The organism is Salegentibacter sp. (assembly GCF_036568425.1).
GTDB lineage: Bacteria > Bacteroidota > Bacteroidia > Flavobacteriales > Flavobacteriaceae > Salegentibacter.
The window spans coordinates 13425-37314 of sequence record NZ_DATCSO010000081.1 but is presented as its reverse complement, the minus strand read 5'-3'; the positions used below and the strand labels follow the sequence as shown (position 1 = coordinate 37314).

20 protein-coding genes and 1 pseudogene are annotated in these 23890 nt (G+C 38.5%); 5 read left to right on the top strand and 16 right to left on the bottom strand.

Annotation, left to right across the window (positions count from 1 at the left end; all coding sequences use genetic code 11):
• The first annotated feature begins 100 nt into the window (after window positions 1-100).
• Window positions 101-2155 carry an acetate--CoA ligase family protein gene (locus tag VIM94_RS07970; RefSeq protein ID WP_332038763.1) on the top strand — a complete coding sequence of 685 codons (2055 nt, stop codon included), beginning with the start codon at window positions 101-103 and terminating at the stop codon, window positions 2153-2155.
• A gap of 9 nt (window positions 2156-2164) precedes the next feature.
• On the opposite strand, the gene VIM94_RS07965 is transcribed toward VIM94_RS07970, so the two are convergent.
• The 5 genes from VIM94_RS07965 to VIM94_RS07945 form a co-directional block, all read right to left on the bottom strand.
• Window positions 2165-3379: a hypothetical protein gene (locus VIM94_RS07965; protein WP_332038762.1), complete on the bottom strand. Its 1215-nt coding sequence runs from the start codon at window positions 3377-3379 to the stop codon at window positions 2165-2167.
• A 110-nt stretch (window positions 3380-3489) separates the two neighbouring features.
• Window positions 3490-5493, bottom strand: a complete 2004-nt coding sequence (gene uvrB, locus VIM94_RS07960) for an excinuclease ABC subunit UvrB (RefSeq protein WP_332038761.1) — start codon at window positions 5491-5493, stop codon at window positions 3490-3492.
• A gap of 63 nt (window positions 5494-5556) precedes the next feature.
• Entirely contained in the window at window positions 5557-8310 is a 2754-nt protein-coding gene (locus tag VIM94_RS07955; RefSeq protein WP_332038760.1) for a T9SS type B sorting domain-containing protein, read from the bottom strand.
• 24 nt (window positions 8311-8334) lie between these two features.
• The gene (locus tag VIM94_RS07950; protein WP_332038759.1) at window positions 8335-9171 is read right to left on the bottom strand and encodes an ABC transporter permease; all 837 of its coding nucleotides are present in this window, start codon (window positions 9169-9171) and stop codon (window positions 8335-8337) included.
• A 2-nt stretch (window positions 9172-9173) separates the two neighbouring features.
• Window positions 9174-10079: an ABC transporter ATP-binding protein gene (locus VIM94_RS07945; protein ID WP_332038758.1), complete on the bottom strand. Its 906-nt coding sequence runs from the start codon at window positions 10077-10079 to the stop codon at window positions 9174-9176.
• Window positions 10080-10172: 93 nt separating this feature from the next.
• On the opposite strand from VIM94_RS07945, the gene VIM94_RS07940 reads away from it, so the two are divergent.
• Window positions 10173-11240, top strand: a complete 1068-nt coding sequence (locus tag VIM94_RS07940) for a hypothetical protein (protein WP_332038757.1) — start codon at window positions 10173-10175, stop codon at window positions 11238-11240.
• A gap of 33 nt (window positions 11241-11273) precedes the next feature.
• Here the strand turns inward: VIM94_RS07940 and VIM94_RS07935 are convergent, their stop codons facing one another.
• From VIM94_RS07935 to VIM94_RS07905, 7 genes and pseudogenes are all read right to left on the bottom strand, one after another.
• The gene (locus VIM94_RS07935) at window positions 11274-12332 is read right to left on the bottom strand and encodes a nucleoid-associated protein (protein ID WP_332038756.1); all 1059 of its coding nucleotides are present in this window, start codon (window positions 12330-12332) and stop codon (window positions 11274-11276) included.
• Between the two features lie 244 nt (window positions 12333-12576).
• Window positions 12577-13077 (bottom strand): IS1096 element passenger TnpR family protein, encoded by a 501-nt coding sequence (locus tag VIM94_RS07930; protein ID WP_332038755.1) that lies wholly within the window; start codon window positions 13075-13077, stop codon window positions 12577-12579.
• Between the two features lie 50 nt (window positions 13078-13127).
• Entirely contained in the window at window positions 13128-14141 is a 1014-nt protein-coding gene (locus VIM94_RS07925; protein ID WP_332038754.1) for a COX15/CtaA family protein, read from the bottom strand.
• Between the two features lie 43 nt (window positions 14142-14184).
• On the bottom strand, window positions 14185-15603 hold the full coding sequence (locus VIM94_RS07920) for a CCA tRNA nucleotidyltransferase (RefSeq protein ID WP_332038753.1): 1419 nt from the start codon (window positions 15601-15603) through the stop codon (window positions 14185-14187).
• A gap of 236 nt (window positions 15604-15839) precedes the next feature.
• Window positions 15840-16145, bottom strand: a pseudogene (locus tag VIM94_RS07915) (GxxExxY protein).
• 87 nt (window positions 16146-16232) lie between these two features.
• Window positions 16233-16802: an L-threonylcarbamoyladenylate synthase gene (locus tag VIM94_RS07910; RefSeq protein ID WP_332038752.1), complete on the bottom strand. Its 570-nt coding sequence runs from the start codon at window positions 16800-16802 to the stop codon at window positions 16233-16235.
• The gene (locus VIM94_RS07905; protein WP_332038751.1) at window positions 16789-17907 is read right to left on the bottom strand and encodes a glycosyltransferase family 4 protein; all 1119 of its coding nucleotides are present in this window, start codon (window positions 17905-17907) and stop codon (window positions 16789-16791) included. Before VIM94_RS07905 ends, VIM94_RS07910 begins: the two co-directional genes overlap by 14 nt.
• 224 nt (window positions 17908-18131) lie before the next feature.
• Between VIM94_RS07905 and VIM94_RS07900 the strand changes: the two genes are divergently transcribed.
• Window positions 18132-18947, top strand: a complete 816-nt coding sequence (locus VIM94_RS07900; RefSeq protein ID WP_332038750.1) for a glycosyltransferase family 2 protein — start codon at window positions 18132-18134, stop codon at window positions 18945-18947.
• Window positions 18944-19693: a lipopolysaccharide kinase InaA family protein gene (locus tag VIM94_RS07895; protein WP_332038749.1), complete on the top strand. Its 750-nt coding sequence runs from the start codon at window positions 18944-18946 to the stop codon at window positions 19691-19693. Before VIM94_RS07900 ends, VIM94_RS07895 begins: the two co-directional genes overlap by 4 nt.
• A 16-nt stretch (window positions 19694-19709) precedes the next feature.
• Here VIM94_RS07895 and VIM94_RS07890 read toward each other — a convergent pair whose 3' ends face one another.
• The 4 genes from VIM94_RS07890 to VIM94_RS07875 are packed head-to-tail and all read right to left on the bottom strand — an operon-like array spanning window position 19710 to window position 23361.
• Entirely contained in the window at window positions 19710-20765 is a 1056-nt protein-coding gene (locus tag VIM94_RS07890) for a CDP-glycerol glycerophosphotransferase family protein (RefSeq protein WP_332038748.1), read from the bottom strand.
• 1 nt (window position 20766) lies between these two features.
• Window positions 20767-21447, bottom strand: coding sequence for a phosphocholine cytidylyltransferase family protein (locus VIM94_RS07885; RefSeq protein WP_332038747.1), 681 nt, complete (start codon window positions 21445-21447; stop codon window positions 20767-20769).
• A gap of 4 nt (window positions 21448-21451) precedes the next feature.
• Window positions 21452-22534 (bottom strand): glycosyltransferase family 9 protein, encoded by a 1083-nt coding sequence (locus tag VIM94_RS07880; RefSeq protein ID WP_332038746.1) that lies wholly within the window; start codon window positions 22532-22534, stop codon window positions 21452-21454.
• Between the two features lie 11 nt (window positions 22535-22545).
• Window positions 22546-23361 (bottom strand): 2,3,4,5-tetrahydropyridine-2,6-dicarboxylate N-succinyltransferase, encoded by an 816-nt coding sequence (locus VIM94_RS07875; RefSeq protein ID WP_332038745.1) that lies wholly within the window; start codon window positions 23359-23361, stop codon window positions 22546-22548.
• Window positions 23362-23449: 88 nt separating this feature from the next.
• On the opposite strand from VIM94_RS07875, the gene ruvX reads away from it, so the two are divergent.
• Window positions 23450-23857 (top strand): Holliday junction resolvase RuvX, encoded by a 408-nt coding sequence (ruvX, locus tag VIM94_RS07870; protein WP_332038744.1) that lies wholly within the window; start codon window positions 23450-23452, stop codon window positions 23855-23857.
• Window positions 23858-23890: the final 33 nt, after the last annotated feature.

The window sequence follows — 23890 nt, the reverse complement described above, 5'->3', positions numbered from 1 at the left end:
TTCAAAGCAACAAAAATTTATTTAAACAAATTGTGATGACGATCAGCTAAAAAGCCTTTTTTAATATTTTACTTTACAAGTATTAAATTTCTTGTCTTTTATGCTTCATTCAAAATTAATTAATCCGAAAAGTATCGTTGTTGTTGGAGGGTCTGATAATATACATAGTCCCGGTGGGAGAGTCCTTAAAAATTTAATCGATCATAAATTTAAAGGAGAATTATTTGTAGTAAACCCAAAAAAGGATATTGTTCAGGGTTTAATCTCTTATAATAATATCAATGATATTCCCGAAGTAGATTTAGCTATAATTGCGATCTCAGCAAAATATGTTTATGATGCTGTTAAAGTTCTCACCCAATACAAAAACACAAAAGGCTTTATCATTTTTTCAGCAGGTTTTAGTGAAAAGGATCGAAGTGGGGAACTATTAGAAAAAGACATTGTTAAATTAATCAATGATACAGGTGGGAGTTTATTAGGACCCAATAATATTGGATTGATTAATAAATACTATACCGGAGTTTTTACTACTCCTATCCCTAAACTTGACGATAAAGGAGTTGATTTTGTCTCAGGTTCAGGTGCAACCGCCGTTTTTACCATTGAAGCCGCAAAAGATACAGGGCTTAGCTTTTCCAGTATTTATACCGTGGGTAACAGTGCTCAGATAGGAGTGGAGGAAGTTTTGGAATATTTAGATGAGTCTTTTGACAAAGATTTAAGTTCAAAGGTTAAGCTACTGTATATTGAGAGCATAAAGAACCCTCTTAAGTTTTTAAAACATACAACTTCCTTAATACGCAAAGGCTGTAAAATAGCGGCTATAAAAGCCGGTAGTTCTGAAGCAGGAAATAGAGCTGCTTCCTCCCATACCGGTGCTATAGCCAATTCAGATGTTTTTATAGATACCCTGTTAAAAAAAGCGGGAATAATACGTTGCTATGGTAGGAATGAACTTATCACTGTTGCCGGAATTCTTTTGCAGAGAGAAAGTAAAGGAAAAAATATAGCAATCATCACTCATGCCGGAGGACCGGCGGTTATGCTTACAGATGTATTGTCTAAAAACGGAATAAATATCCCTAAGTTAGAAGGTAAGGAAACTGAAGCTTTATTAAGCCAATTATTTGATGGGTCTTCGGTTTCTAATCCAATTGATTTTTTAGCAACTGGCAATGCCCAGCAATTAGATGCCATTCTTGAATTCTGTGAAAAATCTTCTGAAATTGATGCTATTGCGGTTATTTTTGGGAGTCCGGGTTTAAGTGGCGTAGATGATGTCTACGAAGTGCTAAATGATAAAATCAAGAAATCTGAAAAACCGGTCTATGCCATCCTGCCCTCAGTGGTGAATGTAAAAAATGAGATTAAGCAGTTTTTAAAGAAAGGAAATATAGCCTTTTCTGATGAGGTTTTATTCGGAAATGCCCTAGCTAAGGTAATGAATCGGCCATTGTTTGATGATATTAATGGGGATACCGACTTTAAATTTTTACAAGAGGCAAGGAAACTGGTAGACGGGCTGCCTAATGCTTACATGCCAACAGAATCAGCTATTAAATTGTTGAATTACGCAGGAGTAAATTTCGCCACTCCGTTTCATGTTAAGAATAAAACGGAACTTCATACTGTTTCAAAATCAGTTGCCTACCCTGTAGTACTTAAAGTTGAAGGGCCTTTGCACAAGTCTGATGTTGGTGGCGTTATCTTAAATGTTTCTAATGAAACCGAATTATATGACGGTTTCTATAACTTGATGCAAATTGATGGGGCTTTATCTGTTCTGGTTCAACCCATGATAAAAGGAATGGAGCTTTTTATTGGAGCCAAAAAGGAAACCAATTATCCGCACGTTATTTTATGTGGGCTGGGAGGTATTTTTGTTGAGGTTTTAAAAGATGTAAGCGCTGTAATGACTCCTGTCGCAGATCAGGATGCTCTTAAAATGATCTCTGATCTGAAAGCTTATCCAATATTAAAAGGAGTAAGAGGTCAAAACGGTATTAATATCCAATTGTTTGCGGATATTATTGTAAAAATATCGAAGTTGCTTGGCGCCATACCGGAAATTGCAGAATTAGATCTCAATCCTCTTATGGCTACTGAAAATGACGTGACTGCCGTGGATGTAAGAATTCGATTAGAAAAGTAGATTTTTCACTTACTTATATAGGAGTAGCCATCGGTTACCAGCACTTTGAATAGTAAACACCTCATTGGAGTTAATTTGGTTTATCAGGGTATTAGATTTTATATCCAAAAGATTATCACCTGATTTAAAATTTAAATTTTTAGTCGCGTTGCCGGGCCAGTTAATTAAAATAATTATTCTGCCCTTATTTGTGGAAGCATCTGGAATGTTGATACCTGAAACGTTATTATTAATTCTTAAGGTATATGTTTCATCAGGTATATTGTAGTTTCCCGTTGAGCTTGTAGTGGAAGAGTAAACTTTGTGCCCACTATTTTTCCATTTAACTTCTCCGTTATTTTCAGCCATTAATACCTGGCCTTCAGTACCCCGAATATCAGGTAAAACATAAAAGTTAGTAGGATTACTTCCAATGCCAACCTTACCTTCAAAATAACCTGCATAAACCTCAGAACTGCTATTTCCCAGGGCTTTTGCATAAATTCCATAGATATTACCCCTCCCGGATGCTTCTCCTATTTCGGTATAAATACCATAATTATGACTATTGGCACCCTCTGTCCTTCCTACCGAATTATAGATTCCATAAATATCTGTGGTATTGAGGCCTTGAGAGGTTGTATTATAAATACCATATCGTATTCCGCCTCCATCACCTGTTACATGATTTTTTATCCCATATTTAATCGCATTGGTTTTACTGCTGTTTTTGACTTCTATGCCATAGGTATTTCGCGTATCTTCCGAATTGCTGTTTACCACTTCAATTCCTTTTTTTATATCCAGGTCCACCCCGGGATTAATGGCGATTTGAAGTTTGCTAACAATTTGTTCGGTTCCTATTCCGATATTTCCTTTTCTGAAAATTGGATCGTCCACGTTTCCCGGACTCTCGAGGGTATTTTCTTTATAGAAATTAGCAGCCTTAGCATCTGCTACAATGGATTTCCATTCGGCATCCTGATTATGCCAGTAATAAAAACCTACAGGAAATTTCGGGAGATTGTTATTGAGGTAGATTAACATCCCGTGTTGGGCTGCACCCGGATTGACAGCTGGAAAATTGTTGATTCTTGGGATTAAAAGTCCGTCAATATTCTCCGGATTAGAAGGATTTGAGGCTACGATATCCAACTGTGCGTCCGGGGTTGTGGTACCCACTCCCACTTGGGAAAAAATCAAAACTGGCGAAAAAACCAGAAAAAACAGAAGCGTACTTTTCATTTTGTTTAGGATTTGAAAAGTTCGCTAAAGTGCTATGGAGAATTTAAAAATAGACTAAAATCCAAAACCGCTTTTTAAAAAACGAAATTTACTTGAAAACCCCTACTGGATCAGGCCTTTTCCTTTGCTTTTTCCTGTAAAGCTTTTATTTCATCTCTTAATCTGGCGGCTTCCATAAAATCAAGGTCTTTAGCCGCGGTCTCCATAGCCTTGCGTTTTTCCTTTATTTTTTTGTCCAGCTGAGGTTTGGTAAGATAGGCCATTTCTGCTTCGGCAGCCTTTGTGGTTATTGGTTTTTCATAATCATATACATCTAGCTTCTGCTTTACCAAAGCACTATCTATCTTTTTAACCAGCGGGGTAGGGGTGATATTATGTTTCTTGTTGTACGCAATTTGTTTTTCCCGGCGGTAATTGGTTTGTTCTATGGTTTTTTGCATACTGTCAGTTATTTTATCAGCATATAGAATTGCCTTTCCTTCTACGTGCCGGGCAGCACGGCCAACGGTTTGGGTTAGAGAACGATTACTGCGAAGAAAACCTTCTTTATCAGCATCTATTATGGCGACCAGGGAAACTTCCGGAAGGTCCAGACCCTCCCGAAGAAGGTTAACTCCAATCAGGACATCAAAAATACCTTTTCTCAGATCCTGCATAATTTCTACCCGCTCCAGGGTATCAACATCAGAGTGTATATAACGACAGCGGATATCGATTCGGGTTAAATATTTTGTTAGCTCCTCTGCCATTCGTTTGGTTAGCGTGGTTACCAGGATGCGCTCATCTTTTTCTACACGTACATGAATTTCCTCAACCAGATCATCGATTTGATTTAAACTTGGCCGCACTTCAATTACCGGATCCAGCAACCCGGTGGGACGTATTACCTGTTCCACATAAACCCCTTCAGATTTCTGAAGTTCGTAATCGGCGGGCGTGGCACTAACGTAAACCACCTGATTTTGCAAAGCTTCAAATTCTTCAAATTTTAATGGTCTGTTATCCATCGCTGCCGGCAGTCTAAACCCATAATCTACCAGGGTTTCCTTTCGGGAACGGTCCCCACCATACATCGCATGTACCTGTGGAATAGTTACGTGACTTTCGTCTACTACCATTAAATAATCATCGGGGAAATAATCTAAAAGACAGAAAGGGCGTGTACCGGGCTTCCTACCGTCCAAATACCTTGAATAATTTTCAATCCCGGAACAATACCCCAATTCCCGAATCATTTCGAGGTCGAAATTTGTTCTCTCATCTAGACGCTTGGCTTCCAGGTGCTTTCCAATATCCCTGAAGTAATCTACTTGTTTAACCAGGTCATCCTGAATCTGATGAATCGCACCTTGTAACACATCGGGTGAAGTCACAAACATATTTGCGGGATATATATTCAGGCGTTCATATTTCTCTATCACGTCATTGGTGCCGGGATCGAAAGCCTCAATTTCTTCAATCTCATCCCCAAAAAAATGTATTCTGAAAGCATTATCCGCATAACTCGGGTAAACATCTACGGTATCTCCTTTTATTCTGAAATTTCCATGGGAGAATTCAGCTTCTGTCCGGGAATACAGGCTTTGTACCAACTGATGCAATAATTTTGTGCGGGAAATATTCATATCCCTTTCAATAGAAACCACGTTTTTGCGAAACTCCACCGGGTTCCCGATACCATACAAACAGGATACCGAAGCTACTACCAGTACATCTCTTCTTCCGCTTAATAGTGAGGAAGTAGTACTTAGGCGAAGTTTCTCGATCTCTTCATTGATCGAAAGATCTTTTTCTATATACGTGCCCGAAGAAGGAATAAAAGCTTCTGGCTGATAATAATCATAATAACTAACAAAATACTCTACCGCGTTATCGGGGAAAAACTGCTTGAATTCTGAATAAAGCTGGGCGGCCAGGGTTTTGTTGTGGGCAAGAACCAGGGTTGGTTTTTGAACCTCCTGCACCACATTGGCCATGCTAAACGTTTTACCCGATCCGGTCACGCCAAGAAGCGTTTGGTAACGGTCATTCTTGTTAATTCCTTCTACCAGTTGGCGTATGGCTTCCGGTTGGTCTCCGGTTGGTTTGTAATCAGATTGTATATTGAATTTCATAAATTTCTTTAGCTATAGCTCTTCGACACACGCAATTATCATACCTTTTAAACTCAGAAAATGCTATTTTCTTTCCCGTTTCAGGCTAAAGTGATCCTTGAATTCCCGGCCGTTTTCAAGACTGATCTTAAACCAATAATCATCTGAAGGCATATCGCTGCCATTATAAGTCCCGTCCCAACCAATCCCATCCGGGTCAAGCTCCTTTATCAGTTTTCCGTAGCGGTCAAAAATATGGATGCTTTTAATGCGATATTGAGGGTCCTGAATCTGATATGGTTTCCAGCTATCGTTGTATCCATCATTGTTGGGAGTGAAAAACCTTGGAAACCCAAAAACCAGGACCTCTTTTAGCACAATTCCACAATTATCGGTGTTTTTGGCATAAACCACGTGGGGGCCACCTGGTACATTCCGGAATTCAGGACTGTCCTGAAAAGGGCCGTTAATGTCATCCAAAGAAAAGGAAGTGGGAGTGTCTGAAGTGTAAATTACCCTAAGCGTACTTTTGTCTCCCTGACTTTCAATTTCGATATCCTGGATTGATGGGCTGGAGAGCTCGGCAACTTCAAAAGACACGGTTCTTCCACATCCAATATTGTTATCAATAATCTCTACAGAATAAATGCCTGGCCCATTTATAGTCAGGGTTTCACCGATGTTTCCATCCTCCCAGTAAAAACTAAAATCTGCTTTATCAGGAAGGCTTATATTCGGGAAAATTTCCAAAGGAAATGCTGAAGCACACACATTTAATTCGGTTATCTGTTCAACTTCAGGAAATGGATTGACTTCCATCTCCATACTACCAAAACCGTAACAAATGTTTTGATGATCGGCACGCAGGTATAAGGTTCCCGCTTTAGAAATATGTAAATTAGGCAGGGGATTCTGACCTATTGCCGCTTCGTCTTCATCCTGATGGAAGCTTATGTCAATTCCGGCAGGTAAATTCAGGTCAGCAATAATGTTCTGGCGTATTCTTTCCAGATTAAATTCAGCTGTTCCATCCCCCAGGTCACAACCTTGTGCGGGAGACGGAGACATATCAATGGTTGGTTTTGTTTTTAAAGTGACTTCAGCAATATCAAAACACTCCGAGTTGAATTGATTGATCTTAGCGTAGACTACTTGTCCAGGCCTTTGGTTTGTGTAAAAATCATCAATGGCCAGTTGGTTTAAGGTATCGTTCACCGCGGTTTGGTAATCTTCATAAAAGAATGCCTGGGTATTAGGATTGTCGTAAGTTAAAGGGGCTTTAGCCTGCTGAAGATTAAAGATCGCAATCCCATCCTTAGTATCTTCTCCTGAATCGCATTGTACCAGTTCATATTTGCCTCTTATAGCGGGAACTTCAGCGATGAAAATTTCCTTTCGGATAGGATCCAGAGCTTCACCATCTATATACTTGGTTAAGCTTACCACATAACTTCCCGGGGAAGCGTAAGTATGTTTAGGGGCTTCAGAATTGGAGAAATTTCCGTCTCCAAAATCCCAACTAACCGAATCAAAAGGTTCATCACTGGTAATAAAAAATTCGGTGGTATCACCAAGACAAAGGTTTTTAAAATCAAAATTGGTAAGAAACAGTGATTGTATAAATGGAGGAAGCCCAAGTTTAACCACGCCGGGTCTTATTTCAATACTATTGTGATCGTAATTAACGGAATTAATTGCAGCTTCCGGGTTCTTTATAACAGACATAAATCGGTGTCTCTGTTCAAAAACAGGATAACCGGCGCGGTAGATCCTTCCGTCTATTGCCAGTTGAAGCGCTCCGGCGACATTATTGGTTCTGGCTACAGTCTTACGGGAGTTAGCAATATTGTTGCTTTCCAGGTCAAACTGGTAAAGATCGCTGTTTAATAAAACATCTTTCTCATTATAGTTATTTGCGGTAACATATAGCTTGGTTGATTTTGGAGAGAATTCTACTCCATAAGGATAGGAGTCTACCAGTAAAACCTGTTCATTACTAACTCTCCCGGTTAAATTATCAAATTGGTATAAAAATACTTTTCCCGATTTTTTTGTGCCGGTACGGGGACTGCCCAGGGCAGTAGAGCTATTTACAGAAGCTATCATCTTTGCATCAGGAGAGATCTTGAGATAACCAATTGCCGTGACATTTATATTGTTTTCATCCAGCCTGGGAGGAACCGAATTTGGGGTTGTAGAAACTACCGGAGTGTTATTCACCCCCTGGGCACTCACCTTGAATGCAAAAAACTGATCTATGAACTGGGTAACTACCCAAAATGAGCTTCCATCTGCGTGGTTTACTGAAGAAATTTTTTCTGAATTTTTAAATTCATTTTCGGTAGCATCATTAGGATTATAAGTGATAAGGTGAATATTTTTTCTCCCTGAGACTACATCTCCAAATCCGTTGTTTAGTGACATATCTATCTCGGTATAGTTAACACCTTCTATGGGATCGTCTTCTATTTGGTAATAATCTGGTTTATCTACCGTGAATATGTAATATTTGCCGGGATTTGCTGGTTTGGGAATAATAATAGCTGATTGTGTGCTGGAAACATTCCCTTTAAGGCCATAGCCATTAGGCATCCTATTATGCTGGCGATCATAAACCTGGATTCCATCGGTATAAAAGAGCAAGTTCCCTAATCGGTCTGAAATAGTGGCACATCCTTCTACGGTTTGAAGATTCCCGGTTTGACTTACAGGCACGCCAGAGTTGAAATCAAGCCCGGCCCGGTCACCAAAATACCAGTTGGCCGCTTCCCGTTGAGCCATGACCGGCTGGAAAAACACCAGAGAAATAATAAACAGCAAATATAGGGAAGACTTCATTTTAATGTTGTGTTCCCCAATGTATTATAAATCCCGCTTCTTTAATAATTTATACGATAGAAAGACAAAAATTACCGTCCAAACAACCACAATTAGAATATTGGTGAAGTGTACCGCATAATCTTTTTCAATATCAGAGCCCATTTGGGTGGCTGCCATTTGGACGGCTCCAAGTCGGCTAAAAGGTTCTACAAGAAGCTTGCTCATGGCTTCTAAAGGAAAAAAAGCGGCAATTTTATCGGCGACTTCTGAATCACGGAACAGGCGCCATTTCATGATTCCGTAAGCCACATTTTCCAAAACCCACCATATAAAAATAAATCCCAGGGCAAAAGCAGATCTTTTGATAAGCATTCCTGCGAACATACAGAAAGCAAAAAAACCGGTGAGATTTATAAAATAGGCAAGCAAATATTCCAAGTTTGAAAATATGATGGAAGCTTCGGTATAATCTGAAAAAGAGAACCCGAGGATAAGAGACAGAAAAAACAAGAAAAGAGTAGAGGCTATGGAAAAAACCAGTACAGTAAGAAACTTTGAGCTAATGAACTCCTTTTTACTTAGACCATCTATCAAATTCTGTTTTAAAGTACGGTTACTATATTCATTGGAGATCATTGAGACGATAACTATCGCCAGGAATAATTTCAAAAAGGACGCGATATAGGCGTTGAAATGCCAAATAAACGGGAAATTAAATATTCCCTGATCTGCAACCCTGAATTCCAGACTTCCTATATTGAACTCTATTGAAGCGATCAAAGCGATAAAACTTAGCAGAATAAAATAAGAAAACACCAGAATTTTTGCAGACCGGCTGTACCTTAACTTATGAAATTCTATGTCTAATAATCGTAACATAATTAAGCAGAATGAGTTTGTTTAGTTAATTCCAGAAACTGTTCTTCCAGGCTTTCGCGGCGTTTTACCAAATAAGATAGAGAAAGACCTTTTTCAAAAATGTATTCGTTTATGGTTTCTGGCTCCATGGGTTCAGCAAGAATTGCGGTAACCAGGCCATTTTTTTCTGATACTTTTGAGATATGAGGATTTCCTTCCAGGATTTGGATAAGAAAATCCTTGTTTTTGGCTTTCAGCTCAAAAAAGCCATGGCTGGCATTAATTCCATCTACCGGCCCGCTGTATAATTTTTTTCCTTTTCTGATAATTACCACGTGAGAACATACTTTTTCAACTTCGTCCAAAAGGTGAGAGGCCAGTAAAATTGTAGTTCCTCCGGCAGCGATCTTTCTAATAATCTCCCTGATTTGATGAATTCCCTCGGGGTCAAGTCCATTAGTAGGTTCATCCAGAATAAGGATTTCAGGATCATTTAGTAGGGCTGAGGCGATTGCCAGACGTTGTTTCATCCCCAGGGAAAATGTTTTGAATTTGCTGTCTTTCCTGTCCAGTAAGCCAACAAGCTCAAGTTTTTCTTCTATCTTTCCCTTATTCACCCCTTTTATCTTACAGACCAGTTCCAGGTTATGAACAGCTGTCATATAAGGATAGAAATTGGGATGTTCAATAATAGCTCCTACTTTTTTAAGCGCCTCGTGAGTAGATTCGAAACCTTCAAACCAGGAGAAACTACCGCTGGTTTTATTTACCACATTAAGAATCATTCCCAGGGTAGTGGATTTCCCACTCCCGTTCGGGCCTAAAATCCCGTATACATTCCCTCTTTGAATACTAAAGGAAAGTTGATCAACTGCAGTGAGGGAACCAAATTTCTTGGTAAGCTGGCTTATTTTTAGAATTGTTTCCAAAATTGAAGAAATATTTGTAATATGACTACTAAGATAAGCTTTTGTTACAGAGTTCAGGACAGATAGCTTATTTTTGAAAAAAGGAGAGCCAGAATGGAACAAAAATTAATGTCAAGGAAGAAACCCTCTTTTCCTGTAAATGAAAGATTTAATCGTTACCTCGCAAAGCATAACCGAAACACAAAAATCCCCGTATTTTATGATGATCTTTTGCGGTTTTCGGGATCTATTGTAGTTTACGATCAGCACGAACAGGATACATTCTGGGTACGTTGTTATTATGAAGATCACGAGCGAACCGAAATTGATGAAAGCCTGAAACAGGTTTATACCATCCTTCATTCTGATGGAAGTGACGATTCGCTGGAATTCCTTAATATTGATGCTATAGATTACTGCACCTTCGGAAATTCAAAACCATTCAGGGTGCGGGTACGTAATATTCTGAATGACAGTTTCACCTATTTTTATGTAAAAAAAGCTGATGCTTCCAGAATCTACGGGCTTGAATTTGAACATTTGCTTTCACCCCACCGTATTAATTTTCTGGTTTATAAAGACACTTTAATTGAAGAACATATAGCCGGGATTCCCGGGGATGTATTTATTGAAGAACATTTGCCGGCCTGCGATAACCGTGCGCAAACACAAATTGCAAAACAGTTTGTGAAGTTTAATGAACGTTGTACCGTAAGATTGCTGGGAGACATGAGATCTTATAATTATGTGGTGATTCCAACCCACGATTTTGACCACGTGGAATACCAGATTAGAGCCATAGATTTCGATCAACAATGTTTTGAAGGGAATTTAAAGGTTTACCGACCCCAGTTTTTTAAAGAGAATTACACCATGGTGAAACTTGTTCAGGAAAAATTACAGGAATCTTCCATCGAACAGTATAGAAAAGAAGAGCGCTCTCTGCTGGCTAAAAGAATGATCAATACAAGACAGCGTTATAAGGAATTAATTAGATGTATGATAAATGACCATGTTTCCACTCAGCAGAATGTGAAACAACTTCGTAAAGATCTTTATAAGTACACTAACGATATGAAGTTTAAACGAGCCAATACAATGGGGCAAATTCTGCGTACCGCGCTGGATTTTGTGATGCGGAATTATGAGAATGTTAATATGAAACGTCTGCTACAGGATTAAATAAAAAAAGGGACCTTGCAGTCCCTTTTTACTTTAGCTTTTCTCCTCTTTGTTGAAATAAACAAGGTAATAGTACATCTGTTTTTCTTCATCCCAGCCTTTTTCTACAAATTTATCTGCCGATTCGGCATTTACAAAGTCCATCTTGATCTGGATATTGGTATCGAGATTAATGATATTTTTAATCTTTTTGCGAGCATCGGTTACTGCTTTATTGGCAATAGGAAACTCCGTGAGATCTTCTATTTTATATTTTGGCGCTTTCTCTGTTTTATAATGTTGAAATTCAGGTAAAAGATCAGGATTGTCGATTACAGAATTAAGAAAATTGCTTTCTTCGAAGTCATCGTTTTTAGCGAAATAATCCATACTTCGGTTCATAAACATAACCTCTTCTTTTTTGTCTTCAGCAGGCAGAACAACATCCTTGGCAAAATTCTTACAGAAATTCAGGTAGCTTTTGGTGTTGTAATTTTCATCACGCATCACATCTACTCCAAGGAAATTTTCCAGCCAGTATTTGGTGTCGTATTTATTGGAATCTACTGAAAGGATCTTGTAGCCTTCAGCCCTGTTTTTATTGAAAATAAGGGCGCCTTTGTCCAGTTTGTTGAGGTTTATTCCTTGCTGAACGATCATATCCAGGATACTTCCTTTTTCTTCAAATTGAAGGAAATCGTGTTTGAGCTCCGATTTGAAGATCCCGATGGCTGAAACCTTTTCATTGTCCAGCTGCATGTTTTCAAAATAAACCACATATACCTCTCCGCTTTTTATGTGCGGATGCGAGGATTGTTCAAAAAGCAAGGTGGTTATTTTTTTGGAAACCTCATGGATCCCCGAAGGATCGTCGAAGATGGCATTGGCCATATTATAGAGTTCGTTGAACTCTATATCTGCTTCGTGCGCAAAATTGAAATAATTCTCTTCTTTTTCTCTAAAGGGTTTAAGGAAATATTCCTTGATGAGGGGCATGATCTCATCGTTTAACTGATATGGCGCCGCCGACAAAAAAATATTCTCGTTTCTGCTTTTATTTCCTACCCGGTGAATAGAAAGCGATTCAATTTGAGCGTTAAAAAGGTTGATCATTCAGTACACTGTTTTTAGTCATTTCCGCAAAGGCAGAAATCTGTTATTTTAGTCATTCCCGCCTGGGCGGAAGCTTTTTATTCATTACAAAATTAGGGTTCCTGGGATTTCAGCATAAAGAAATACCAAAAACACAGTTTTTAAATAAAGCTGTAATAGTAGTGAAATTTTTCTTCTGAAATTAAGGACTTTAAAAATTTTAAAGCGCTAATAAAAGACTCAAGAAAGTTAGAAACTTTAGAAATTAATTCCAGTTTTCGTCAAAAGACAAATTGTCGTAATCGTCAATATCCAGATCATCATCAAATTCACCGGCAGGACCGTCGTCTTCGCCAACAAAATCCTTATCCGGGGCCGAATCCGGTAGCTGTCCGTGCACGAACATAAGGTTAGGGTAGTCCCGGCCTTCTTCAATTTCAGCGATTTCTCCAAGTTCAATAAGGAAGGTCCACATATTTAAAAAATCGTATACGTAGATGATTTTTCTGTTTTTCTCGTCCAGAATACTTTCCAGGCTGGTTTCATTCATAAGGCGAACCTCTCCACCCATATCAAACTGTGAAATTTCTTCTCCCTGGTTCCAGTCTTCGTCACTAAGGTAAAATGAAGCCATTTCTGCGCCATCAAACCCAAAGGACTGAACGATAGTATTATGGAGGTCCTCCAATGTACTTTCCTGAAGTATTTCTATATCTCTGAACACATCTTCCTCTGCATCGAGAATTACTCTAAATCTGTAAACCATAATAAAAATTTTAAGGCTCCAAAGTTACGTTTTTTAGACGAGAATGAAAGTTATTTGGTAAATCTGTGCAGGGTATAGGTCATAGCCGCCAGGAGAAAAAATGCACCAACCTGGTGGGCAACTCCCAGCCAAACCGGTACATAAAGTATTAAAGTTAATACGCCAAGCAGGAACTGAAGTCCCAGTAATATCAATAGTGCATTTATGGCTGTTGGGTGTTGATATTCAGGGATTAGTTTTTTTGACCTGTACCAGATGTAAAGGATGACACCTGCAACAATATACGCAAGATATCTATGCACGAACTGTACCCCACTTTTTCCTTCAATAAAATTCAGTAAAAGCGGTTCCTTTTCGATCCAAACGCTTTCATGCATTAATTTTCCTTCGGCCATTAGTGGCCAGGTGTTATGAATAAAGCCTGCATCAAGCCCGGCTACAAAAGCTCCCCAAATGATTTGTATGATAAGAATAATCATCCCAAATCTTAACAGGTTTCTAAAGCCTTTATCTATACTACTTCTATTGGGATAAATAAGGTCGAGGGCCACCCATAAGGTATATGCGAAAGTTATAAATGCAGTGGTGAGGTGGGCCGCCAATCTGTAATGACTTACATCTGGCATATCTACCAAACCGCTTTTTACCATGTACCAGCCTAGGAAACCCTGAAACCCGCCAAGGAATAAAAGAATGATGGATTTTTTGATAGTGGGTTTGGTGAGTTGTTTGGTAATAAGGAAATATAGAAAAGGGATGATAAAAACTATGCCAATTAGCCTGCCAAGGACACGGTGCAGCCACTCCCAGAAATAAATATCTTTAAATTCCTCTAGTGTAAAATGATAGTTAATCTTTTGATATTCGGGAAACTGCTTATAATACTCAAAGGCCTCTGTCCACTCTTGCTCATTCATTGGAGGAATAGTACCCGTAACAAGTTTATAATCTGAAATCGATAAACCGGAATGTGTAAGTCGCGTTATGCCACCAACAACCACCATTATAAAAATTAGAATGCAACCCGTAAACAGCCAGTAAACTACTTTTTTATTGTCTTTCATCTGATGAACATTATAGGCTTATATTATAATTTTCAAAAGAACCTCAGTTAGCCTTTAAACCAAGCTCCTTTCCTTTTTTTAGCATTAATTCCCTTGCAGCTTCATGTTCATTAGGGATTTCACCTTCCAGGATTGCTTCCTTGATGCTTTCCTTTATAATCCCTATTTCTCTTGAAGGTTTAATATTGAAGGTCTCCATTATCTCCTCACCGGTAACAGGAGGTTGGAAATTTCGAACTTGATCGCGCTCTTCCACCTCTTTCATCTTTGAGCGTACCAGTTTAAAGTTGTTATGATACCTTTTAAAGCGTTTGGGGTTTTTCGTGGTAATATCGGCTTCGCAAAGTGTCATAAGATCTTCTATATCTTGGCCGGCATCAAAAATAAGTCGGCGTACCGCAGAATCGGTCACATCATTATCTACTATAGCGATGGGCCGGGAGCTCATTAATACCAGTTTCTGAACGAATTTCATTTTTTCGTTAAGTGGTAATCGTAAGCGTTTAAAAAGCTTATAGACCATTTTCGCACCTACAAATTCATGTCCGTGAAAGGTCCATCCTATTTTTTTGTGGAATTTCTTAGTAGGGGCTTTCCCTATATCGTGTAAAAGTGCTGCCCACCGCAACCAAAGATCATCGGTGTTTTCTGAAATATTATCAACCACCTCAAGGGTATGCCAGAAGTTGTCTTTATGACGCTGGCCTTCGATCTCGTCTATACCTTCAAGTGCAGTGAGTTCAGGCATTATAATTTGAAGCAAACCTGTTTTATGTAACAGGGAGAAACCTTTGGAAGGCTTATCGGCGAGCAAAATCTTATGAAGCTCTTCAGTAATCCTTTCTTTGGAAATTATTTTAATCCGGTTTTTATTTCTGGAGATTGCTTCCAGAGATTCCTTCTCGATTTTAAAGTTTAACTGAGTTGCAAACCTGATTGCACGTAGCATTCGTAAAGGATCGTCGGAATAAGTGATATCGGGATCCAGAGGAGTCCTGATTATTTTAGCCTTCAGGTCTTCTAATCCATTAAAAGGATCCAGAAGATCCCCGTAATGTTTTTCATTAAGGCCAAGAGCCAGAGCATTTATCGTGAAATCTCTGCGGTTTTGATCGTCTACAAGTGTTCCGTCTTCTACCAGGGGTTTCCGACTGTCTTTTTGATAACTTTCTCTGCGGGCACCAACAAATTCAACTTCCATATCAAAGGCCCTAAGCATAGCCGTACCATAGGTTTTGAAAATCTGAACTTTTGGTTTATGCGGAAGTTTTTCTGCTACTTTTTTTGCCAGGTCGATTCCACTGCCTACCGCGACAATATCTATATCTTTTGGTTCCCCGCGTTTGAGGAGGTAATCACGTACAAAGCCACCAATTACGTAGCTTTCCAGTTGAAGCTCTTCAGAAGCTTCAGAAATTACTTTAAAAATATTATGAGTTAGGGCGTTCTTGTAATTCTCCACCTTAGGGGTATTTGGGGTATTTCAGTATTACTGTGGAGTGCTTTTAACTCCGCTTCTTATGCAATTTTTTGCGTTGCAAATTTAGTACATACACAACAGGTTCTAAAATTTAGCCTTGCTTTTATTTAAAGATAGGATTAAATAGTTAACCTGATTTTTTCCTTTTAACCTTATTGAATTTTGGATAAGATTTAGCCAGATTTTACTATTAGTTGGATTGAATTTTTTTCTAATAATTATAAAACAATCCTTTTATGATCCAGTAAATCTCTGTGGAAATTAGCTATGATAGCCAATCTGTTTTCTGAAACTTTTAGATAATATATACACTGGGAAATATGCCTGTCATTAATATTTTCTACAGCTTTTATTTCCAGAATTATTTTTTCGAAAACTACAAAGTCGGCATAAAATCTATGTAGTAAAATTTTCCCTTTATAGGAGACTGTATATTCTTTTTCTCTTTCAAAAGGGATGTTCAACGAATTAAACTCTAATTACAATGCGTCTTTATATACAATTAGTGAAAAGCCGCTTCCCAGGTGATTATAAACATTGAATAAAGCACCAATAATAGCATAACTTCTTCTTTGTAAATAATTTCAGCCATAATTCGTGTGGCGAACAGTTTATTTTCTAATCACTGTCACCTTGCCGTCGTTTGTTAACTTGATTATAGCTGAAGGTTTACCAGACTGTTTTGAGCGCTGCAAGTTTACTACATAGTCAACACCTTTTAAAATCTCGGGGCTAATTTCGGCAAAGGATTTCGGGGTTTTTTCACCACTTATATTAGCCGAGGTGGAAACGATAGGTTTTCTAAATCTTTTAACCAACTCATTGCTGAATTTATCTTTAGAAACCCTAATGGCCAGCGAATTATCATCGGCGATAAGGTTCTCGGCAACTCTTATAGGATCGTCATAGATTATGGTGGTGGGTTTATTGGCATATTTCAGGATATCGTAAGCCACTTCCGGCACGTCTTCCACAAACTGATTAAGCATTTTATAATCTGAAACAAGACAAATTAACGCCTGACTTTCTTTGCGTTTTTTTAAAGCATAGACTTTCTCTACCGCATCTGCATTAGTAGCATCGCAGCCAATTCCCCAAACGGTATCGGTAGGATAAAGGATGAGTCCCCCGCGTTTAAGGGTTTCCATGCAATTTTGCATCTCGGTTTTATAATCGCTCATTGAGTATTTTTTTATATTCGGTTAAAGTTTTTTCCGCCATTAATTCAGAAGTGAAATTCTTCAATAACTTCTGATGGGAAATTTCTGCAAATTTCGGGATCAATTCTTCATTATTAACTAAAAACAAGATGTTTTCGCATAATTTTTTATCGTCGTGGGCCTCTGCCAGTAAACCATTGGATTTATGGCTTATAATTTCGGGGATTCCGCCCACCGAGGTGCTAATTACCGGAACCTTATGAAAGAAGGATTCAAAAATAAATTGTGGCAGGCCCTCACTTTGAGAAGTCATTATGGAAATATCGAATTGAGGAATAAGTGCCGAAGCATTTTCACGAAAGCCCAGGAAGCTAAAATTTTCCTCCAAACCGTATTGTTTCACCGCCAATTTAAGCAAATTGGTACGTTCCTTTGCAAACTTCCCAATTTGAACAAAATGAAAGTCGCTTCTGTTTTCAAAATTTATAAGTTGGTTTGCAGTCTTTATTAGTGTATGAAGATCTTTTGCTCTTATATGATTGCCAATATTACCAATAATTTTTTTTTCTACAGGAATTTTAAGGCGGTCCCTGATATTGTAAGTGTTCCTGGAAGATGCCTGTGAATTCCTGTCAATCCCATGATAAAGGGTTAAGACCTTTTCGGGAAATTTAATGCTTTTAATACAAATCTTGCGGGTTGCTTCTGAAACACAAAAGATTTTTTTGATCTTGGGATAATTGTACTTATAAAGGCTTTGCCTTCTCGGTTTTATAGGAAAACTCGTTTTTTTGCTTAAAACAAAGGGAGGAAGTTCTTTAAAATGATCAGCCATCACTGCCAGACTTAGGGCAGTAGGATCGTGTAAATGGATTAGGTCTATTTTTTCCAGGTTACAAACCCTAATTAATTTGAGAATAAACCTGGGATCAATTTTAAGGGCCAGAGGAGCAGTATGAAACTTTAAATTTGTTTTTTCTAAATGCCTGGCTAAGCTTCCATCTTTAATACAAAGAATTAGGTTTTCAATTTCTGGATGATGATTCTTGAATTCCCGGCAAAGCAACTGTATTTGGTTTTCACCACCACCCCAGTTTTTCACTCCCGAAACATGAAGAATTTTCAAAATAGCTTAATTAAATTTAGAAAAGCATTTATTTCCAAATTTTGGAAATCACTACAGGTTTAAAACCGGCAGCTAAATTACAGATTTAATTTCAGGAATCGCAATGAGCCGTTATACCATACTTGCTGGCAAGACTAAGCTTCGGCTAATTGTATTAAGCTATATTTAATTAAAACTTTACCTTTGCAAGGCCATCAGGCCTTATTAAAAGCAATGATTTGGAAATGAAATCTGCCTTAATTATCTCTACTTATAACTGGCCGGAGGCCTTAAAGCTTGTATTGAAAAGCTTTCGAAATCAGTCGGTTTATCCAGATGAGGTTATTATTGCTGATGATGGCTCGGGAAAGGAAACCAGGGAAGTTATAGAAGATTTCAGGAGAACGATTAAATTGAAAGTTAATCATATCTGGCAGGAGGACAGGGGATTTCGTAAGTCTGCAATTCTTAATAAAGCTTTGGCTCAGGTTACTGCAGAGTACGTTATTCAGATAGATGGCGATTGCATCATGCATAAGGATTTTATAAAAGACCATCTTGCCCGGGCAGAACCAGGTGTATTCTTATTTGGTTCCAGGGTTAATATTAAACCAGGAGCCGTAGAGAAGGTTTTGAACTTAAATAAAGCTGAATTCTCTTTCTTTTCCCCGGGCATAAAAAATAAAACCCGCAATATTAGAATTCCCGTTTTTCAAGATCTTTACAAGCCAAAATCTGATTTTTCAGAAAAGACACGCGGGTGTAATCTTTCTTATTGGAGAGAAGATTTTATAGCTGTAAACGGATACGACGAAACTATGGAAGGTTGGGGCAGGGAAGATTCTGAGTTTGTGATTAGGTTGCTAAATAAAAATATAAAAGGGAAACGATTGCGATATGGCGGGATTGTTTACCACATTTATCATCCTGAAAAATCTAAAGAATTTCTAAAAGCTAATTCTAAAATTCAGCAACGCACTATTAAAGAAAATAAGCAATGGTGCGAGAATGGGGTAGCCAAATACTTAGCTCAAAACTCAATGAACAAACCGATAGAATGAAAATAATAGTTTCTCCCCAATACCAGAACCGGAAGGACCAGATTTTTCACTTTATTAAAAACTTTAGTGATGAAGGGGAAATCTATGGAAACGGGAAGAGGAATATTATCAAACTTTTTGATTTAAATGGGGAGCAAATAAATATTAAATCCTTTAAAGTTCCCAATGCAATAAATAAAATTGCCTATCGGTTTTTTAGGAAATCCAAGGCTGAAAGGTCTTATAATTATGCTCAGATTTTACGAAGGAAGGGAATTGGCACTCCAACCCCGATTGCCTATGTCGAGAAAACCACTTCTCTTCAGTTTTTAAACAGTTACTATGTAAGCCAACAGCTTAAAGCAGATCTCACCTTCAGGGAAATAAATCTTAACCAGGAAGGGCATGAGGCTATTTTACGTGCATTTACGCGGTTTACCTTCTACCTTCACGAGCAGGAAGTCGAATTTCTGGATCATTCCCCGGGCAATACCCTAATTAATCTAAATGAGGGGGACTATAAATTTTTTCTGGTAGATCTAAACCGAATGAATTTCGGTAAACTGAATTTTACTCAACGCATGATGAACTTCTCCCGTCTTACACCTAATAGGGACATGATTAGAATCATGGCGAATGAATATTCATCGTTGATTGACAAACCGGAGAATGAGGTTTTTGAACAAATGTGGTTCTTTACCAACCAGTTTCAGGAAAAATTCAGAAGAAAAAAAGCGCTAAAAAAGAGATTAAAATTCTGGAAATAGTAACCTGCCCTGCAAATTAATTTCTAAAGTTTCTTCTATTTTGTTTGAACATTTTGTTCATTTTCCTTCTTCTTAGGAACGGAAGTTTCCTTTTTTGAGGAACCCCGTTTTCTTCGATGTATTTTTCCACCGCATCTAGCATTCTGCTGGCAGACTGCCCGTCGTTGTATGGGTGGTATTCTGAGATCACAATTTTCCTCTTCTTTCTAAATTCATCTTTTTCGAGGTTTTCAGCCACTTTTTCGGTAAGATTAGCATAGTTTTTCTGATCGTCCCAAAGGATTTTCTCGGAGTTATTTCTGTAGGTGATAACAGGTTTGTCTAACAGGAGGAATTCATAGACTACCGAGGAAGTATCACTTATCATGATATCTGCCATTAGAAGGAACTTAACGATGTTGGGCTCTTCCTCAAAAACAATATTTTCTTTTTTGGCAGCCAGCGCTTTATACTGAGCGATAATTTTAGGAGCCATCAGGTCATGAAACTTGATTACCACCAGGTATTCTTTATTTGTGGCAAGTTTCTCTATTTCCTTAACCAGAAAAGGAGCAGAGGTGAGAGAAGGAGAAAAGGTAGGGGCGTAAAGTACCATTTTTGAAGCAGCGTGTTCTTTTAAGAGTTGATCTTTCTCTGCTTCATATTTCTGGGCATCTTTTCCGTAGATGTCCAGTTTAGGCCATCCGGTTTCCATGACCTCGAAATTCTGGTGTTTTTGTTTTAACTCATTAAATCTCCGGGTGAAATATGGCCCCTGGGTGAGATAAAGATCAAAATAATGACGTATTCTGAAATGTCCCTTTTTCTCCCCTGCAAGGCCATGAAAAATTTGCACTTTTACTCCGCGTAAATAATGAGGCACCTCATTTCCCGGACACAGAATAGCATCGCTTTCAAAGGAGATGAGCTCCTCCATATCAAATGTGTGGGGTTCGTTCTCAAAAGGAAATTTACCCGAAAGATTGGGAGTTAGAAACCACAAATATTTATCTCCTCTTTCCTTCAGGTTCTGCATTATGGGTTTTAAAATCCCGAAGGCATAAGGATTCTGGCAAAAGAGTGTGAATTTCATATTAGAACATATTGTTTGCAGCTTCGAGGTCTTCTTTAAAATCTACTTCCATGCACCTGAAATTTGAAATATCTACAGCCTTTATTTTTAGGTCGTCCCGTTCGATGGCCATTTCTATACCTTTTTCAAAGTAATCGTTGTCATCACAATTTTCAAGCTGCTCCAGGAATACCGGCATATCTTTTCTGGAGATAAAATTTATACCTACAGCTTCCCCCAGGCCGTCTTTTACCTGTTTAGAAAGCTCATCAATATATCCGTTTTTTAAAGTGTACTTAACTTCTTCTTCGGCTACTCTGGAGGTATTGACGGAGACAAAAGAATTCTTTTTTTCGATCTCCTGGTTTAAAACAGAAAAGAGTTCAACATCGAAGATTACATCGCCGTTAATCCACAGTACATCTTCATTGCGGTATTTCTTCAGGGCCTTCAACAAACTCTTGGAGGTGTTGGTAGCATCAAAGAATTGATTGTAAATATAGGTGAGGTCTGGAAATCGCTCCATGATAAGATCCTTTTTAAATCCGACGACCACCGAAATATCATGCTCATTAAAATTTTGCGACAAATTCTCCACCTGTCTTTCCATAATGCTTTTTCCTCCTTTTAAAGGGGTTAAAGGTTTTGGAAAAGGATTACCCAGGCGGGAACCAATTCCTGCGGCTAAAATAATAATCTTCATAATGTTATTTTGTCCCCACTTTTTGCGTGGAGGTTGTTATCTCTAAAAATTTATTAAGGGAGGCGAAGATAAGATTTGGTTCCAGCAGTTCATAATAACGCCTGCTGTTTTTTCTGATCTCCTTTTTGGAAAGGCCCTGTAGAACTGTGCTGAAATCATTTAAATGTACCGAGACATTCCTTATTCCATCTTCATATAAGCTCCAATTCTCTTTCTTGATTTGGGGCGAAAAGATGGAAAAGCTAGGGATGTCCAAGGCTTTTGCCATATTGATAGCGCCTCCTTCATTACCTATTAACGCATGGCAATGGGCGGTAAGCGCCAGGAATTCTCTGAGGCTTTTCCCAAAAACATCCAGATGAATTCGTTCTTGTGTGTTGGGTGCACATAAATTATAGATTTCTTCTACTTCCTTTTTTTGCTTCGGAATATAGTTAAATAAAAAACCGGCCTTTGTTCTTTTTGCAATTTCATCCAGTAGAATGGCCATGAATTCCGGGGGATAGGTCTTGTTTTTTGAACTTCCTAAAACTCCAATCATAAATAAAGGCTTTTCAGGATCAATTCTTGCCTCTGAAAGTTGTTTACCGGCAGCTGCCTTTTCATTTTTCGTAAGATAAATTTTAGGCTTTAACTCTGTTGGGAAGTCTTTGCCTAATGCTTTTAACAACAACATCCTGTTCTCGATGGCTAAGCCCGCATTTGTTTTGGGTTTGTGAAGCTGTCTTACAGTTTTAGTGTAAAAAGTTGCAGTGTACCATTTGTGATAGCTAATACGAACAGGAGCTCCTGATGCTTTACTTATAATTCCCGTAGCAATCTTGGAGTAAACATCGATCACCACCTCATATTTTTCATTTCTGATAAACTTCAGAAAATTCAGAAAATTTTGAAGTTTCCCATCTTCCTCCGGGGAATAGGTGATAATCCGGTCTATAAACGGATTGTTTTCGATAACCGGGGCAGTGTGCGGATAAATCAAATAATGCAGCTCGGCCTCTGGATACTCCTTGCGTAGCCCTTCGAATAAGATTGATGATGTAAGAACATCACCAATCATCTTCTGCTGTATTATTAAAATTTTCATATTAGGTAAGCCTATACTGCTACATCATATTCCCTTAGCGCATCATTAAGAGAGGTTTTTTTGTTGGTGCTTTCCTTGCGCTTACCAATTATAAGAGCGCAGGGCACATTGAACTCTCCTGCGGGGAATTTTTTCGTGTAGCTTCCTGGAATAACCACAGATCTTGCAGGAACAACTCCCTTCATTTCCTTAGGCTCATCACCTGTTACATCTATAATTTTGGTGGAAGCGGTAAGCACGACATTGGCGCCAAGCACAGCTTCTTTTTCAACTTTTACGCCTTCAACAACAATGCTTCTTGAACCAAGAAAAGCATTGTCTTCTATAATTACCGGGGAAGCCTGAAGCGGTTCTAAAACGCCACCAATTCCAACTCCGCCGCTAAGATGAACGTTTTTGCCTATTTGTGCACAACTTCCAACAGTTGCCCAGGTATCTACCATAGTTCCCTCATCTACATAGGCACCAATATTTACGTAGCTTGGCATCATAATAACTCCGCTGGAGATATAGGCTCCGTGGCGGGCGACAGCATTGGGTACTACACGAATTCCTTTTTCTTTATAGCCTCTTTTTAGTGGCATTTTGTCGTGGTATTCAAAAATACCGGCTTCCATGGTTTCCATTTTCTGAATGGGGAAATAAAGAACTACGCCTTTTTTAACCCATTCGTTAACCTTCCAGCCGTTTTCTGTAGGTTGGGCAGTTCTAAGTTTCCCTTCGTCCAAAAGCTTGATCACTTCCCTAATGGCATCAGCCGTGTCTTTATCTTTAAGCAGCTCCCGGTTTTCCCAGGCCGCGTTGATCTTCGATTCCAAATGTTCCATAGTCTAAAATTTTAAGCAAATATAAGGGCTTCGGGCTAAATTTTGGCAGCAATGGATTATAAACATTACCTTTGCGCAAAATTGTGGAATGGCACGTATTTTGGCTATAGATTATGGAACTAAACGAACCGGGATCGCGGTAACCGATGAGCTTCAGATAATTGCATCTGGGCTTACCACCGTTAATACCGGGGAACTACTGCCATTTCTTGAAAGATATTTCAGGGAAGAAAAAGTAGAATTGGTGCTTGTAGGAGAACCAAAGCAAAAAGACGGTTCGGCTTCTCAAAGTGAAGTTCATATTCAGGAGTTCTTAAAAAGTTTTTCTGAAAAGTTCCCTTCGATGTCTGTAAAAAGGGTGGATGAGGCTTTTACCTCAAAAATGGCATTTCAAACAATGATAGATAGCGGACTCAAAAAAAAGAAACGCAGAGATAAAGCCCTTATCGATGAGATTAGTGCAACCATTATCCTGCAATCGTATTTGTATAAATGACGATTAATGAATGTATAATTAATATTCCGCAGA

What these genes read in the sequence shown, in the direction of transcription:
- uvrB (WP_332038761.1), bottom strand. Translation starts at nt 5,493, where the DNA reads ATGAAATTCAATATACAATCTGATTACAAACCAACCGGAGACCAACCG.
- VIM94_RS07880 (WP_332038746.1), bottom strand. Translation starts at nt 22,534, where the DNA reads ATGAAAATTTTAATAATACAGCAGAAGATGATTGGTGATGTTCTTACA.
- VIM94_RS07925 (WP_332038754.1), bottom strand. Translation starts at nt 14,141, where the DNA reads ATGAAAGACAATAAAAAAGTAGTTTACTGGCTGTTTACGGGTTGCATT.
- VIM94_RS07890 (WP_332038748.1), bottom strand. Translation starts at nt 20,765, where the DNA reads ATGAAATTCACACTCTTTTGCCAGAATCCTTATGCCTTCGGGATTTTA.
- VIM94_RS07910 (WP_332038752.1), bottom strand. Translation starts at nt 16,802, where the DNA reads ATGAGCGATTATAAAACCGAGATGCAAAATTGCATGGAAACCCTTAAA.
- VIM94_RS07955 (WP_332038760.1), bottom strand. Translation starts at nt 8,310, where the DNA reads ATGAAGTCTTCCCTATATTTGCTGTTTATTATTTCTCTGGTGTTTTTC.
- VIM94_RS07900 (WP_332038750.1), top strand. Translation starts at nt 18,132, where the DNA reads ATGAAATCTGCCTTAATTATCTCTACTTATAACTGGCCGGAGGCCTTA.
- VIM94_RS07965 (WP_332038762.1), bottom strand. Translation starts at nt 3,379, where the DNA reads ATGAAAAGTACGCTTCTGTTTTTTCTGGTTTTTTCGCCAGTTTTGATT.
- VIM94_RS07935 (WP_332038756.1), bottom strand. Translation starts at nt 12,332, where the DNA reads ATGATCAACCTTTTTAACGCTCAAATTGAATCGCTTTCTATTCACCGG.
- VIM94_RS07950 (WP_332038759.1), bottom strand. Translation starts at nt 9,171, where the DNA reads ATGTTACGATTATTAGACATAGAATTTCATAAGTTAAGGTACAGCCGG.
- VIM94_RS07885 (WP_332038747.1), bottom strand. Translation starts at nt 21,447, where the DNA reads ATGAAGATTATTATTTTAGCCGCAGGAATTGGTTCCCGCCTGGGTAAT.
- VIM94_RS07970 (WP_332038763.1), top strand. Translation starts at nt 101, where the DNA reads ATGCTTCATTCAAAATTAATTAATCCGAAAAGTATCGTTGTTGTTGGA.
- VIM94_RS07875 (WP_332038745.1), bottom strand. Translation starts at nt 23,361, where the DNA reads ATGGAACATTTGGAATCGAAGATCAACGCGGCCTGGGAAAACCGGGAG.
- ruvX (WP_332038744.1), top strand. Translation starts at nt 23,450, where the DNA reads ATGGCACGTATTTTGGCTATAGATTATGGAACTAAACGAACCGGGATC.
- VIM94_RS07895 (WP_332038749.1), top strand. Translation starts at nt 18,944, where the DNA reads ATGAAAATAATAGTTTCTCCCCAATACCAGAACCGGAAGGACCAGATT.
- VIM94_RS07940 (WP_332038757.1), top strand. Translation starts at nt 10,173, where the DNA reads ATGGAACAAAAATTAATGTCAAGGAAGAAACCCTCTTTTCCTGTAAAT.
- VIM94_RS07930 (WP_332038755.1), bottom strand. Translation starts at nt 13,077, where the DNA reads ATGGTTTACAGATTTAGAGTAATTCTCGATGCAGAGGAAGATGTGTTC.